This window comes from Tunturibacter psychrotolerans, assembly GCF_040359615.1.
GTDB classification, from domain to species: Bacteria; Acidobacteriota; Terriglobia; order Terriglobales; family Acidobacteriaceae; genus Edaphobacter; species Edaphobacter psychrotolerans.
In genome coordinates, this window is sequence record NZ_CP132942.1 from 2,568,925 (window position 1) to 2,583,317 (window position 14,393).

At 59.9% G+C, this 14,393-nt stretch carries 13 protein-coding genes; 6 read left to right on the forward strand and 7 right to left on the reverse strand.

Translation table 11 applies throughout. The features are described from left to right. Positions 1-12: 12 nt before the first annotated feature. Positions 13-981, forward strand: coding sequence for a hypothetical protein (locus RBB77_RS10680; RefSeq protein WP_353067219.1), 969 nt, complete (start codon positions 13-15; stop codon positions 979-981). Positions 982-1,091: 110 nt separating this feature from the next. Here RBB77_RS10680 and RBB77_RS10685 read toward each other — a convergent pair whose 3' ends face one another. Continuing rightward, complete coding sequence (locus RBB77_RS10685) at positions 1,092-1,625, reverse strand: ferritin-like domain-containing protein (protein ID WP_353067221.1); 534 nt, start codon at positions 1,623-1,625, stop codon at positions 1,092-1,094. 368 nt (positions 1,626-1,993) lie between these two features. On the opposite strand from RBB77_RS10685, the gene thiC reads away from it, so the two are divergent. Then, on the forward strand, positions 1,994-3,490 hold the full coding sequence (gene thiC, locus RBB77_RS10690) for a phosphomethylpyrimidine synthase ThiC (protein ID WP_353067223.1): 1,497 nt from the start codon (positions 1,994-1,996) through the stop codon (positions 3,488-3,490). A 607-nt stretch (positions 3,491-4,097) separates the two neighbouring features. Here thiC and RBB77_RS10695 read toward each other — a convergent pair. Beyond that, entirely contained in the window at positions 4,098-6,257 is a 2,160-nt protein-coding gene (locus RBB77_RS10695; RefSeq protein ID WP_353067225.1) for a M28 family metallopeptidase, read from the reverse strand. 154 nt (positions 6,258-6,411) lie between these two features. Further along, positions 6,412-8,199: an amidase gene (locus tag RBB77_RS10700; protein WP_353067227.1), complete on the reverse strand. Its 1,788-nt coding sequence runs from the start codon at positions 8,197-8,199 to the stop codon at positions 6,412-6,414. A 62-nt stretch (positions 8,200-8,261) separates the two neighbouring features. On the opposite strand from RBB77_RS10700, the gene RBB77_RS10705 reads away from it, so the two are divergent. Further along, positions 8,262-9,242, forward strand: a complete 981-nt coding sequence (locus RBB77_RS10705) for an alpha/beta fold hydrolase (RefSeq protein WP_353067229.1) — start codon at positions 8,262-8,264, stop codon at positions 9,240-9,242. On the opposite strand, the gene RBB77_RS10710 is transcribed toward RBB77_RS10705, so the two are convergent. Next, positions 9,199-9,762 carry a hypothetical protein gene (locus RBB77_RS10710; RefSeq protein WP_353067231.1) on the reverse strand — a complete coding sequence of 188 codons (564 nt, stop codon included), beginning with the start codon at positions 9,760-9,762 and terminating at the stop codon, positions 9,199-9,201. The two genes, RBB77_RS10705 and RBB77_RS10710, sit on opposite strands and share 44 nt — an antisense overlap. A gap of 105 nt (positions 9,763-9,867) precedes the next feature. Then, the gene (locus RBB77_RS10715; RefSeq protein WP_353067233.1) at positions 9,868-11,208 is read right to left on the reverse strand and encodes a zinc dependent phospholipase C family protein; all 1,341 of its coding nucleotides are present in this window, start codon (positions 11,206-11,208) and stop codon (positions 9,868-9,870) included. A gap of 55 nt (positions 11,209-11,263) precedes the next feature. Here RBB77_RS10715 and RBB77_RS10720 point away from each other — a divergent pair, with 55 nt between their 5' ends. Further along, on the forward strand, positions 11,264-11,821 hold the full coding sequence (locus tag RBB77_RS10720; protein WP_353067235.1) for a TlpA family protein disulfide reductase: 558 nt from the start codon (positions 11,264-11,266) through the stop codon (positions 11,819-11,821). A gap of 211 nt (positions 11,822-12,032) precedes the next feature. Beyond that, on the forward strand, positions 12,033-12,692 hold the full coding sequence (locus tag RBB77_RS10725; protein WP_353067236.1) for a cysteine hydrolase: 660 nt from the start codon (positions 12,033-12,035) through the stop codon (positions 12,690-12,692). A gap of 49 nt (positions 12,693-12,741) precedes the next feature. Here RBB77_RS10725 and RBB77_RS10730 read toward each other — a convergent pair whose 3' ends face one another. Next, positions 12,742-13,212: an SRPBCC family protein gene (locus RBB77_RS10730; RefSeq protein ID WP_353067238.1), complete on the reverse strand. Its 471-nt coding sequence runs from the start codon at positions 13,210-13,212 to the stop codon at positions 12,742-12,744. Between the two features lie 55 nt (positions 13,213-13,267). Between RBB77_RS10730 and RBB77_RS10735 the strand changes: the two genes are divergently transcribed. Continuing rightward, positions 13,268-13,588, forward strand: coding sequence for an ArsR/SmtB family transcription factor (locus tag RBB77_RS10735; RefSeq protein WP_353067240.1), 321 nt, complete (start codon positions 13,268-13,270; stop codon positions 13,586-13,588). A gap of 3 nt (positions 13,589-13,591) precedes the next feature. On the opposite strand, the gene RBB77_RS10740 is transcribed toward RBB77_RS10735, so the two are convergent. Next, entirely contained in the window at positions 13,592-14,203 is a 612-nt protein-coding gene (locus RBB77_RS10740) for a D-sedoheptulose 7-phosphate isomerase (protein WP_353067241.1), read from the reverse strand. Positions 14,204-14,393: the final 190 nt, after the last annotated feature.

The window sequence follows — 14,393 nt, forward strand, 5'->3', positions numbered from 1 at the left end:
ACAATCGCTGCGATGAACAGAGCAGACGAACGCGTGCTGGGGCTGGTCGGATGGCGTGCGTGCCGTTGGGCGGGTTGGATTCGTTGTTCGTGTGCTGCGGGTGTGGTTGCTTTCTCGGTGACGGTGGCTGCGCAGGTCGCTCCGAAAGAGGTGCAGACGAAGCAACCGGACATGGAGAGCGTGGAAGGTCTGGTGGGGGTTTCGTCGGAGGTTTCGCGACTGAGGGAACTTGCGACGAATCGCGGTTCTGTCGGTGGCCATGTGGATCGTTGGGAGATTCTCTGGCTGCATCAGCACATCTCGGAGCGGATTATGGCTGCGTCGCTGCAGGTGGATGCGACGATTGCGCAGATCGATAATGAGATTGCTACTGCGGATGAGGTGCACGGTTACCTTTCGGACCGTCGTGACAAGACGGTGAATCGTGCGAATCTGTTTGGCATTCTGCTGGGCGGAGGGCTAAGCGCGACGAGCTCCGTGTTGCAGCTTTCGACGAATCTGGATACGGTTTCGTCTGCGCTCGATATTGCTGGTGGTTCGGCCTCGGTGGGCTTTGCGCTGATGGGGATTCATGCGCAAAAGGGAGGGAGCTCGCGGTTCGATTTCAACTCGAACATGCTTGCGGAGTTCTTCGACCGGCCTACGTTGCCGACGAGTCAGTATCCTGCCACGGTGTGGGCGTTTCTGAATGAGCCTTCGCCGACCAGCCCGGAACATCTGACGCGCAAGGCGCAGTTGTTGAAGACGTGGGTCGTGGTGCAGCGGATCGGGTCGTTGTCGAACGTGGACAAGATTGACAGGGTGACGAGCCAGCCGTCGGAGATGTTGAAGCTGAGCATCGACGATCTGGAGGACCGGGCGGCGATGTTGCAGGATGTGCGTGCGCGGATCTCGTTTTTGAAGAGGGATCTGGGGAACCTGCTGGCTTCGTTACCTGAGGTGGATGAATCGGCTTTCTTGCCTGTGGGAGAGAAGCCGTAGTGATTCACTTGCGGGTTTGTGGCCGTGGAGTGTGGTGGCAAAAAATGAGGCTGAGATCCCAAAGAGATCTCAGCCGAGTAGAAAGATCATTGCGCGTGAACGCTCGCAGCCTAAACGTGAGTGGGGACAGCGTTCGTTGTGTTTGCGGCGGCAGTGTTGACGCCGTCGGCGATGGCGGTGAGGAGTTCGTCGGCGTTCTTCTCTTCGTCGAGGATGCTGTCGAGGATCTCGGCGGCTTCGTCTTCACCTAGGAGCTCGGCCCAGGTGCGGAGGGTGCCGTAGACGGCGATCTCGTGATGCTCGACCTGCTGGGCGCTGGCGATGAGGGTGATGTCGCGGATGGTGGTGTCAGCGGCGTCCTTGATGTTGTCTTCGGCTTCGGTGACGAGGGCGGAGATGGCTTTGCAGGTGGAGGTGTCGGCTTCGCCGTTGTTGACGTTGCGGAGAAGGCTTTCGACCTTGGCGAGATGGCCCTGGGTTTCGGTGAGGTGGTTGCTGAAGGCGGAGGCGAGTTGGGGGTCGGTCGCTTTTTCAATCATGGTGGGCAGAGCCTTGGTGATCTTCTGCTCCATGTCGAGCGCCTTCCTGAGATTGGCGATGTAGAGGGTGCGGAGGTCTTCGATATTTTCGGAAAAAAACTTCATGGGGAGGTTCTCCTTGAAAAATTTGCGCGTTGTCCCGCCGGCGTAGATTACGCCGTGGTGTGATGGGTACCTTGGATGTGGGTGAGAGCGGCGAACGTTCCAGCCGGGGGGCTCACGGTCGTTCTGCTTGCTGATGGATTGGATGCGGTGTTGTGAGGATGGTTGGCTGCTCGGCGGATGTGTCGTGGGAGCGATGCACTGTGTCGGTGTGGAGTGTTGCGTTGATTGAAGTAAGAGGAGGTGCAATGGCAGATTTCCTGCGGTCTGGTGGATGGCTGGAGTCCGGATGGCTGAAAGGTGCACATCAAATCGACTGCGCGTGCATCGTATACTTACTCGATAACACTGTAAGACGGCAGGGGAGAGACATGAGCGAAAACGGGAACGGCGCAGCTTCAAATGGCAACGGCAATGGGGCGCATTCGCACGGTAACGACTACAAGGTGCCGACCGGGCGTGCGGAGTGGATTGTGAAGCGCAAGGCCGAGGCGGCGCGGACTGGCGACACGAATATGAGCCAGATGCACTTTGCGCGGAATGGCATGATTACCGAGGAGATGGCTTACGTCGCCCAGCGGGAGAAGATTTCGGCAGAGCTGGTGAGGAGCGAGGTGGCGAAGGGGACGATGATTATCCCTGCGAACATCAATCACGTTGAGCTGGAGCCGATGGCGATCGGGGTGGAGTCGCTGTGCAAGATCAATGCGAATATCGGGAACTCGGCGCTGGTGTCGAATGTGGATGAAGAGCTCCGGAAGCTGCATACTGCGGTGCACTTTGGCGCGGATACCGTAATGGATCTCTCGACGGGCGGCGATATTCCGATGATTCGGGAGCAGATTTTGCGGCATTCGCCGGTGCCGATCGGGACGGTGCCGTTGTATGAGGCGCTGAGCCGGGTGAAGAGGGTGGAGGATCTGAATATTGATCTTTATCTTGAGGTGATTGAGGAGCAGGCACAGCAGGGAGTTGACTACTTTACGATTCATGCGGGTGTGCTGATTGAATATGTGCCGCTGGTGGCCAAGCGGATTACGGGGATTGTGAGCCGGGGCGGGGCGATTCTTGCGCAGTGGATGACCTCGCACCATAAACAGAACTTTTTGTATGAGAACTTTGACCGGATCACGAAGGTGATGGCGAAGTATGACGTTAGCTATTCGCTGGGGGATGGGCTGCGGCCGGGTTGTCTGGCGGATGCCAGCGATGAGGCTCAGTTTGCGGAGTTGAAGACGCTGGGTGAGTTGACGCGGCAGGCGTGGAAGAGCGATGTGCAGGTGATGATCGAGGGGCCGGGACATATTCCGATGGACCAGATCAAGCTGCAGGTGGATAAGGAAGTCGAGCTTTGCGATGGGGCTCCGTTCTATGTGCTGGGGCCGCTGGTGACCGATATTGCTCCGGGCTATGACCACATTACGTCGGCGATTGGCGCGGCGATGATTGGTTGGCATGGTGCGGCGATGCTTTGCTATGTGACGCCGAAGGAGCACCTGGGGCTGCCGAATGAAAAGGATGTGAAGGACGGGATTATCGCTTACAAGATTGCTGCTCATGCGGCGGATGTGGCGAGGCACCGGCCGGGGGCGCGGGATCGGGATGATGCGATCTCGCATGCGCGGTACACGTTCGATTGGGATAAGCAGTTTGCGTTGTCGCTGGATCCGGAGACGGCGCGTGGGATGCACGATGAGACGCTGCCGGATGATTACTACAAGGAAGCGGCGTTCTGCAGTATGTGCGGGCCGAAGTTCTGCAGCATGAACTGGTCGAGCAAGGTGGATGAGTTCAATGCGAAGGAGCATGGACTGCATAAGCAGGATCTGACCCAGATTGTGACGGAGCAGATGGCGTTGCGCGGGTAGGGTTTCTACGCTAAAGGATGAAGGCCGCATCTCTGGTTTGAGAGTCGGCCTTTATTTTTGCGGGGAGGGTTTCTTGTTGGGTTGGCTCTTAGCGTTGGCTGAGAGTTTATTGCGGCGGGGGCGAACGAGACTGAGCTGTGGGGCGGCAAGGGGTGGTTCGGAGCTGGGTTCGAAGGACGGCTCGAATTGGTCAGCGCTGAAGTTGAAGGCCAGGCCCGCAATGCGGTGGAGGATTCGGGTTGGTGTGGGCTGGCAACAACGGACCCCGTGGGGCGGCAGCACAGGGGTGAGGCTAGAGAATATCGTTCCCCTCTTTGTCGGATCGCATGGCAAGAAGTGCAGGAGCAATAATCATTGCGAGAAATACCAAAGCTAAAACCAGATCATGGACCATTGGGGAGTCTCCTTTTGGCGGCTTTGACCGTCTTGAGAGTAATCATGCGGCAGGTAACTAACTGGGAATATCCCACTTCGGCACTGAAAGATACATCCTTTGGGGGATGTTCTCTCTTCAGGCTGTCCTGCCGGACGGGCCTCCTGCGCGGAGGGCGGTCACTTCGTGACTTTTGTATCCCTTAGGGTGGTCCTCCCGTTGGTCGGAGTCTGGTTATTTGGCGGCTTCGAGGATGGCGGCCGAGCGGTTTAGGGCTGCGGTGAGGGCGGCTAGCTGGGCCTGGGCGCGGGGGGCGTCGGGGGCGTCGATACCCTCGTTGACGCCGGGGATGACGACCGCGGCGTAACCGGTGAACTCGCCGGGGGCGTAGATGGTGTGTTTGTACCAGGGGCGTTTGGGAAGGCCTTCGGGGTTTAGGAGGGCTTCTTCAGCGTTGCGAAGGGCCTCGTTCAGGGAGGTGGGGTTGGAGGGTGGCGCGGACTGGACGGCCCGGATGGCTGTGCCGGCGGCGGCGAAGCGGTTGGAGGCAGCGACGGCGGCGGTGAAGTCAAGGGTGAGGGCTTTGGTGGTGGCTAGTTTTTGCGCCGCCTCCAGGTAGCCTACGATCTCTTTGCCGTAGAGCTGGTAGTCGTAGGGGAGGACGTCGGCGTCGGCCATATGGAGGATCTCAAGGCCGAAGACGCGGGCTTGTTGCTGTTCGTAGACGAAGCTGGGGTCGGCGAATTTGGTGAACCAGTTGTAGTTGTCGAAGACGGAGTGATAGACGCCGTAGGGGCCTTCCGAGCCGATGTCGGTGGAGGGGACGCCGAGGTGCTGGATGAAGGGGGTGTAGTCGGAGCCGGAGCCGAGGGTGCCGATGCGGACGTCGGAGTCGGTGGATTCGGAGGAGCGGTTGCGCTTGCGGGTGGGGGAAGGGGCGTTCTGGTCGGCCTTCCACTGGTCGTAGACGGTGCCGCCCTTGGGGCTGGGGACTTCTTTGGTGACCTCGCGGACGAATTGTTTGAGGGAGGGGACGGAGGCGGCGTCGAAGTTGGGGCCGGCCACACCTACGTCGGTGTTGAAGTAGGCGACGGCGTGGGCGAGGATTTTTTCGTGTTGCTCCGCCCATTCGGTTGAGCCGATGAGGCCTTCTTCTTCGGCATCCCAACTGCCGATGACGATGGTGCGCTTTGGTTTCCAGCCCTGCTTGAGGAGTTGGCCTAGTCCGTGGACGGTTTCGAGCATGGCTGCGGTGCCGGAGTTGGGATCGACGGCGCCGTAGACCCAGGCGTCGCGGTGGTTGCCGGCTACTACCCAGTTGTCTTTCTGAGAGGCGTCGGTTCCGTTGATGGTGCCCGTGACGTCCCAGATGGTGCGGAGGGCGATGTCCTGATCCAGGTGCATGTGGACGGTGACTTTGTTGGCGTCGGGGTGATTGCCGCCTGCGCCGAGGTGGTAGGTGAAGGGAAGGGCGCCTTGCCAGTCGCGGGGAGACTCTTCGCCACCGAGGGCTTTGAGGATGGGGGCGGCGTCGTGGTAGGAGAGCGGATTGGTGGGGATACTGGGCTGATTGTTTTGCAGTTTATCGGCGGGGATGCGTTTGGAGTCGGGTAGGTCGGGGGTGGAGGCGGTGCCGGGAGTGGTGGGGTCGCCGGGATAGATGGGGAGGAACTGGACGGAGCCACGCTGGACGCCGGTTTCGGGGCGGTAGGGGCCTTTGGGGTACATGTCGCCGCGGAAGTAGCCGTCATCGGCGGGGTCGGAGTAGATGATGACGCCGACGGCTCCGTACTGCTGGGCGATGTAGGTCTTGATGCCGCGGAAGTTTTCGCCGTAGCGGACGATGACGATCTTTCCTTTGACGCTGATGCCTAGTTTGGCGAGCTGTTGGAAGTCGGCCAGGGTGCCGTAGTTGGCGTAGACGACTTCGGCGGTGACGTCGCCGGAGGGGGAGGAGCCGTTGAAGGCGGGGAGGATGCGGGGATCGTCCTGGAAGGGGTCGCCACCGAATTTGTTAGGGTCGACGTGCTCTGGCGTGGGGCCGGACATGAGCTTTTTGCCGTCGGCGTCAAAGGCTTCGATCTCGATTTTGATGGGCTTGGTGAGGAGGACTTTGTACGGAACGATCTCGGTTTCGAGGCCGGCGGCTTTGAACTTGTCGGCGACGTAGACGGCGGTGGCGTAGTCCTCGGGCGAGCTAGCCCAGTGGGGCGCGGCGGTGAGGGTCTTGAGATGCTGGCCGGCGAGGGCGGCGTCCGGGACGGCCATGAAGGCTTTGTCCAATTTGGCTTGCTGCGAGAAGTCGCGGTAGCCGAAGACCTGTGGGGCGGGGGACTGGGCGAGAGTGAGGGCGGCGAGAGGAAGCAAGCAGGCTACGGTGCGGAGACGGATCAAGTCGCGGGGCCTCAGAGGTTGAGTGATTGAGATATCAGACAGGGTATCGCAAATTGCTTGGGTGCGCCCTGCGCGGGCGGCGGTCACTTCGTGACTTGTATACCGGTTTCGCCACTGGGCCTCCCGATGGTCGGCGAAAAGTTTTCTATCGACACTAGAAGCCGGGTGGATTTTCCTGGGCTACGTTGAAGTGGCGCTCGAATGCGAGGCCTGCGCTGGCGATGGTGCCTTCGTCGAAGAGGCGGCCGATGAGGGTGACGCCGTGGGGGACGCGGCGGGCGGGGTTGAATTTCGGGAGCGGCTTGGCGGGGTCGGGAGCCCAATCGCTGCGGGCCTCGGAGACTTCGACGAAGCCGGCGCGGAGGGTGAGAGAAGGGTGGCCGGTGAAGTTGGTGATGGTGAGAATCTCGTCGCGGAGCGAGGGGACGAGGAGGAGATCGACTTCGGACATGATGCGGGCCATCTCGAGGGCGACCATGCGGCGGAGGCGGTCGGCCTGGACGTAGTCGACTGCGGAGAGGAAGCGGGACTGGCGGAAGGTGTTGGGCCAGGCGTCGGGGACTTGCGCTTTGAGCTGGTCGAGCTGGTGGTTGAGGGTGATCTCTTCAAAGGCGGCGGCGGCTTCGGCGAAGAGGATGAGGTCGAGGTTGTCGTAGGGCCAGTCGGGGAGAGTGACTTCGACTGGCGTCATGCCGAGGGTGGAGATGGCGGCTAGGGCGGCGCGGTCGACGTCGGTGGCGGGGGCTTCTTTCATCCACTGGGGGAAGTAGCCTACTTTTAGATTTTTTATTGAGGACTGTGCGTCGAAGTCGAGTTTGCTGGGGACGCAGGCTACGTCGTGGCCGTCAGGGCCGGTGATGGTGTTGAGGACGAGCATGGTGTCTTCGACGCTGCGAGCCATGGGGCCGAGTTTGTCGAGAGACCAGCAGAGGGTCATGGCTCCGGTGCGCGGGACGCGACCGTAAGTGGGGCGAAGGCCGGTGACTCCGCAACGCATGGACGGGCTGACGATGCTGCCTCCGGTTTCGGAGCCGATGGCGAAGGCTACGAGGCCTGCGGCGGTGGCGGCGCCAGGGCCTGCGCTGCTGCCGCTGGAGCCTTCTTCGAGGAGCCAGGGGTTCATGGTCTGGCCGCCGAACCAGACGTCGTTGAGGGCGAGTGCGCCGAGAGAGAGTTTTGCGATGAGGACTGCGCCCGCGGCGTTGAGGCGTTCGGCGACGGTGGCGTCGGCGGTGGGGATGCGGTGCTGGAAGGGCTCGGCGCCGTAGGTGGTGGCGATGCTGGCGGTGTCGAGGAGATCTTTTGCGCCCCAGGGGATGCCGTGGAGCGGACCGCGGTAGTGGCCGGCGGCGATTTCGGCGTCGGCGGCTTTGGCTTGGGCGAGGGCGTGATCGCGAGTGAGGGTGATGATGCAGTTGATCTTGGGATTGAGGCGCTCGATGCGTGCGAGGTAGATCTCGGTGAGGCGGGTGCTGGTTAGCTTGCGGGTCTCGATCCAGCGGGAAAGTTGGTGGACGGGAGCGAAGGCGATGGCTTCGTCAGTGGTGGGGAGTGGGGCTTCGGATTTGGTGCGGATGAATTCGTTTTTTGGCGGAAGCGTGGGCTGGCCGGGGAGGATGGAGTTGATGAGAGAGTACGGTGCGGTGGTGTTGGGGATGGCGACTTTGCGGGGGCCGGTGCGGCGTTCGTAGAGGGGAGCCATGGCGGCGCGCCAATTGCCGGCGGCCTGGGCGCGATCTTTTTCGGTGAGAGGGAACTGGACTAGCTTTTCAGCTTCGGCGACGGTGGCGGGAGAGACCTCGGGGCCGACAGAGGGAGAGGTGCCGAATGCGGGTGGTGCGCCGGGAGTTGGGGGTGTGACGGGAGTTTGGGCGAGTGCGGAGGCGGAGGCGAGCAGAGTGAGGGTGCTTTGAGTCAGGAATTCCCGGCGTGATTTCGACATTGGTTCCTCTGGTGAGGAATTGTAACGGGAGAGTTGCGAGGAGATGTCATGAGCAAGAGCCGATGACGTTCGATTGTGGGTTTCGGGAAAGAGCGGCGGGTGGCGAGACCGCAGGCAGCGTCATACACTGGCTCTTCTTGCTGCTGGTGGTGCGAAACCGAACAAGGCGGGGTGGGTTAGCTATGTCGATGGTTGTGTCGAAGGACGGGACGGAGATTGTGTATGACCGCGAGGGGGCGGGGGCGGCAGTGGTGTTGGTTGATGGCGCTCTGGGTACACGCTCGACTTTTACGAAGCCGGAGCTGATGAGGTTGTTGGGGCACAGGTTTACGGTCTACAACTATGACCGCAGAGGACGCGGGGAGAGCGGAGACACCGGACCGTATGCTGTGGTGCGGGAGGTGGAGGATATTGAGGCTCTGATTGTGGCAGCGGGTGGAACGGCGTTTATGTATGGTCACTCTTCGGGTGCGGCGCTTGGGCTGGAGGCGGCGCTGGCACTAGGTCGAAAGGTGAAGGCGCTGGCGATGTATGAGGCTCCTTTCAATGACGATGAGGCGGGGCAACAGAGACGGAAAAAGTATGTGAGTGAGCTTGAGATTCTGTTGGCCGACGGGCGCAGAGAAGATGCGGTGCTGCTCTTTCTGGGACACCTGCAGATACCGGCGCCGCAGGTGGAGATGATGCGTGGGCTGCCTCTATGGGACGAGTTCAAGGCAGCCGCACCTACGCTAGCTTATGATGCGGATGTTTTGGGCGAGACGGGTCGCGTGCCGGTGGAGCGTGCTGCTCGAAGCTCCTGCACTGGTGATGTATGGCGGGGCGAGTTATCCGTATATGGCGGAGACGGCGCGGAGATTGAGCAAGGTAATGCCGCGGGCGCGGCTTCACGTACTCGAGGGGCAGATGCATGGGGCGAATCCAACGGTGTTGGCACCTGTTTTGGCACAATTTTTTTCGTCGCAAGGGTGAGTGCGACCTGGATGAACAGGTTGTCCCCTAGTCGGGGACCTGCCAGCCTACGGGGCTTTGGGCGAGGGTGATGGTGTCGGTGGCCTGGCTGGTGGTGGCACGGGCCATCGCTGGGAAGGCGGCCTGAACGTCGTGGCTCTCGGCCCAGACGGGGACTTCCTTCATCGTGTAGCTGTAGGTGACTTTTGTTTCTTTGAAGCCGTTGGTGACTTCGACGGGAGTGAAGCTGTTGATGCCGGTGACTTCACGGTGGCCGTAGCAGAAGCGTGGTGCGTAGCGAGTTCCGGCAGTAGCTACGGTATAGCGGCTGACGTGGATGCTGGTCTCAACAGACTTCTCGAGAAGAAGACTTTTGACGAGTGTGTCCATTTGCTTTGTTTTTTCGGCGTCACCGGTTTCGAAAGGGAAGCGCGTGTCGGTGAACAGGCACTCGGGGTGGTCAAGGTAGTGGTTGTTGATGCCGATGGTGAAGTTGGCGGGGGTGGCGGCAGCTTTGCCGGTATCGTTGCAGCCTGTAAAGACGAGGGAGGCGAAGGTTAGAGCAGCGGCTGCGAGGGTAGTAAGGGCTGGCTTGCTTTGAACGATTTTCATCGCTTCTCCTATTTGGTCTAGCTAGTTGGATGCAGTTGCCGTGGATGAGTGTTTGTATCTGTGGATGTTGCAGTTGTTTTCTTTTTCGATCGCGGGGGAGGAAAGCTAGTCGGTGAGGACTTCGTCGGGGACGGGGTCGAGCTCTCCGATGGTCTTCATGGTGGCGAGGGTCTGGAGGTTGATCTGGACCTGCGCCCATTTTTCCGGATTTTTCTTTGTCTCGATTGGGGATTGAGGGTCGGCGTAGTAGGCGACGAGGTCGTGCTTGAGTTGGAAGGGGACGACGTTGGCGGGGTTTTTGGTGATGGTGGCGAGGAGTTTGGCGTAGGTCTCGTCGGTGAGGCGGTATGCGCCCGGCTTGACGACGTCGCCGGTGTCGAGATCGCGGTTGGCGATGTAGTGGTCGATGGTGTCGTAGTTGGTGAGGACCAGGCGCATGGCCTGGATGGAATGGTTCACGCTCTTAATGTAGAGGTCTTCGGTTTGCTGGGTGGGGCCTTTGATGGCGAGGAGCTTGAGAGTGCCGACTTTGGGCAGGATGTAGATGAAGCCGGCGTAAAGGTGGCTGCGGACGCCAGGCTTTTTGCGGTATGCCTCCCAGTTGTTGTCGGCGGAGGCCTGGCGGAGATCGGCTGCGAGTGTGTCCAGATCGGGGCTGGGGAGATCGGTTGGGAAGTCCTTTTTGTGAAGGATGGTTTCGGCGCGGGCGATGTTGGGGAGGAAGCGGCGGACGGCGTATCGATAGATGCGGATGGAGGTTTCTTTGCTGCCGATGATGTCGGGGAGGCGGAGGCCGTAGGTTTCGAAGAAGGCTTTGCGGAGCAGTGGGGCGGGGACTTCGAGGCCGACGAATTTGGTGTAGTCGGAGGGCGCGAAACGGAGCTTGCTGAGCTGGTTGATGTCGAAGGCGAATTCGGTTTGGACGTGGGCGTGTGGGTTTTCGGCGTAGTTGACCGAGGGGCCGTATTTCTTTTCGAGCTTGGGGAACTCGACGGGGACGGACTGGTTGACGGCGTACTTGTGGCCGAAGTTGTCGCCGATGTAGTGGGAGAGGGAGCCGATGGCGAAGGCTAGTTCGTCTGGCGTCTGGGCGTTGTGGAGAAGGGAGAGGACGAAGTCGCCGGAGCGGACGTAGTGGGTGAGGTTAGAGAAGAAGGCGTTGCCGAATGGGTAGTAGCCGAAGTCCTGAATGGCGCTGCCACCGTAGGCGTAGGCGTGGGCCTCTTGAAGTTGGGCTTCGGTCAGGTTGGGAAATTTTTTGAGCAGGAGAGGGCGGATGGTCTGCTTCCAGGCGAGATCGATGAGCTCCTGGTGGGTCTGGACGGAGTAGGGGACGGCAGGGATGGCCGTAAAGAACAGGGTCAGTAGAGCTATCGTTTTGAAGAAAGCGCTGCGGGGATGGGTGCGGATGATGTCTGTCCCTTCTTGCTGTTGTGCTGCACTCACACTGTACATAGCTCGGCGTGGAGAGGAAAGAGGTAGGCTGGCTGGGGGAGTCAGGATGCGGTCGAGGTGGATCCGGTATGTGATGGGAGTGGTTGCGTTCGCGGGGGTGAGCTGGGCGTGGTACTTCGCGACGGGGCGGTCGGGCGAGATCGCGCCTGCGGCTGAGAGGAGGGTGATGCCGGAGCTGGTGATGAGACAGCTCGATGGCGGTACGTGGAGGATGGCGGAGCATCGGGGGCAGGTGGTGCTGGTGAACTATTGGGCGAGCTGGTGCGGGCCTTGCTGGGAGGAGACGCCGGGGTTGATTCGGTTGTCGAAGGAACTGGGGCCGCAGGGGTTGGCAGTGGTGGGCGTGGCGGTGGATGAAGGTGGGACGGCGAAGGTGAAGAAGTTTGTGGAGGAGTTTCGCGTGCCGTATCCAGTGGCGTTGCCGGAGCCGGGATCGCAGATGGCCTATGGAATGGCGGGTGTGCCTACGACAATTTTGATAGACCGGATGGGTCGAGTGGCGAAGACTTATGTTGGAGCGGTGCGGCAGGACGACTTCGAGAAGGACGTGCAGGAGTTATTGAGGGAAGGCGAGACGAAGGTTGTCTCGTCGATTGGGCGATAGACGGCGATAGTTTTTAACCGTTATCTGAGGCAAGAAGGCGTACTGTGGCAAGATTGCCAGAAAAAGTAAGTTGACCAGGTTGGTATCGAGTCAACGAGATCATAGATTCCTCCTATGGGCCCATGCACAGATTCCCACCGGTGGACGCCATGACACGATTCGATTCGTGGCGGGCCGTCCGACGGACATCTTTCATGCAAAGAGGCGAACCATGAACTTCGACAAGAACGACACCGCGGTAGTTTTTATCGACCCACAGAATGACGTGTTGAGTGAAACGGGACTTAGTTGGCCGCTGCTCCATGAAAGTCTCAAAGAGAACAACACGATTGAGAATATGGAACGTATCTTCAAGGCCGCGAAGGCCTATGGATACGAGGTCTTCATCTCTCCACACTATTTTTATCCGACCGATAGAGGATGGAAGTTCAACGGTCCACTCGAAACCGATGAGGTTATTCATAACGAGTTTGGTCGCAAAGGGGTCTTGACTCTCGAGGGCTTCAAAGGATCGGGTGCAGACTGGCTGGAGCGATTCAAGCCTTACATCGAGGATGGCAAAACCATCGTAGCATCGCCACATCGCGTGTGGGGTCCGGAGAGTAATGACCTTGTTCTACAGCTGCGCAAACGCAGGATCAGCAAGATCATTCTGGGCGGAATGCTGGCTAATATGTGCGTAGAATCTCACCTTCGAGAGTTGGTCGAACAAGGCTTCGAGGTTGCCGTGGTGAAAGACGCTACGGCAGGGCCGAAGCACCCGGAGTGGGGCTATGGGTACACGGCGGCACTCATCAATTATGCGTTTATTGCACATGCGGTTCCGACGACGGACGAAGCAGTAAAGGCCATGGAGCGCGGTCCGCAATAGTTCGGAGGGTTCGAGTCGGAAGATCGCTGAGCAAGCTAAATGCTGAAGTTTAGTAGGCGCCTTTGCGGAGGTTGATGCCGTACTCGAGAAAGCCTTTCAGGGCGCAGCTCATCTGGGTCCATCCGTGGCAGTTGCCGTAAGAGCCGTCGAGACCCTGCTGGGTTTCGCGCCAACCGGATTCGGAGATGCGAACGAGAGTGTTGGCAGGGCCCAGGGATTCGAAGGTCATCTCGACGGTGGTCTTGTAGTCGGCTGGGGGAGGGAGCTTGTTTTCGGTGGGCGGCTCGTACGCGGGCCATTCGAAGATGATCTGCTGGTTGGGAGTGACTTTCTTTACAGTGACGGGACAGTCGCCGGGATAGTCGGCGAAGCGCCATATGACGGTGGTGCCTTCGTCGAGTGGTGCGCTGGCACCGCCGGTGGTGAAGTAGGCGCTGAGTTTGGTGGGGTTGTAGACGGCGTCGAAGACCTCGGCGAGGGGCTTCTGGATCTTGGTCTGGACTTGAAATTTGAGTTGCATGGGTTGGTTCACCTCGTGGTGGATTGGCGATATTTATATGTTATGCTTTTGTAACATGTCAAGAAAAGACTCTCAGGGCGTGGTGTTCAAAGCGCTGGCCGATGACCGGAGGCGGGAGATTCTGGATCTGCTGAAGGATGGGCCGAAGACGACGGGGGAGCTTTGTGGGTGCTTCAAGCGGGTGGACCGTTGCACGGTGATGCAGCACTTGGGGGTGCTGGAGGGTGCGGATCTGGTGATCGTGAAGAGGAGTGGGCGTAACCGGTGGAATTATCTGAATGTGGTTCCCGTGCAGGAGATCTATGACCGCTGGATCAGCCAGTATGCGCGGCCCTCGGTGGAGTTGCTGACGCGGCTGAAGCGGGATCTGGAGTAGAGCTTATTCGCTGAGGATTTGGGGCTTCTTGTCGAGGTCGTGGCCGAAGGTGAAGCGTTCGACGAGCATGCAGAAGATGTGCTCGAGCGCCAGGTGCGACTCCTGGATGTTTTGGGTGACGGCTGAGGGGATGACGATGTTGTAGTCGCAGAGTGGGGTCATGAGGCCGCCGTCGTTGCCGGAGAAGCCGATGGTGGCGATGCCGATCATTTTGGCCTGGTGGAGGGCTTTGACGATGTTCTTCGAGTTGCCGGAGGTGGAGATGGCGAGGAAGACGTCGCCGCGCTGACCGATGGCTTCGATCTGGCGGGAGAAGAGATGGTCGAAGCCGTAGTCATTGCCGGCGGCAGTGAGAATGGAGGTGTCGGTGGTGAGGGCGATGGCGCGGAGGGCGGCGCGGTTGACGGTGAGGCGGACGACGAACTCGGCGACGAGGTGCTGGGCGTCGGCTGCGGAGCCACCATTGCCAGCGACAAGTAGCTTGTGGCCGGATTGCATGGCTTCGGCGGTGAGTTTGGCGATGGAGACGAGAGTGTGGGAGATGGTTTCGTCGGCGAGGACAGCTTGCAGGGTTGCAATGGATTGAGCGAGTTGCTTTTGGACCAGGTCCTTCATGAAGTCTCCGATGCGCGTTGAAAGCTGATCAAGGGTACGGGATTGGTGGTGAAGATGTCGAAGATGGAGTCTGGACGAGTTGGGCGCGGCGAATCCGACGAAGAGGAAATACGGGGGCTCTCGACTTCGCGACTCACGATGAGACTGTGAGTCGCTTCGGTCGAGATGACGATTTATTTGTTGTAACCGG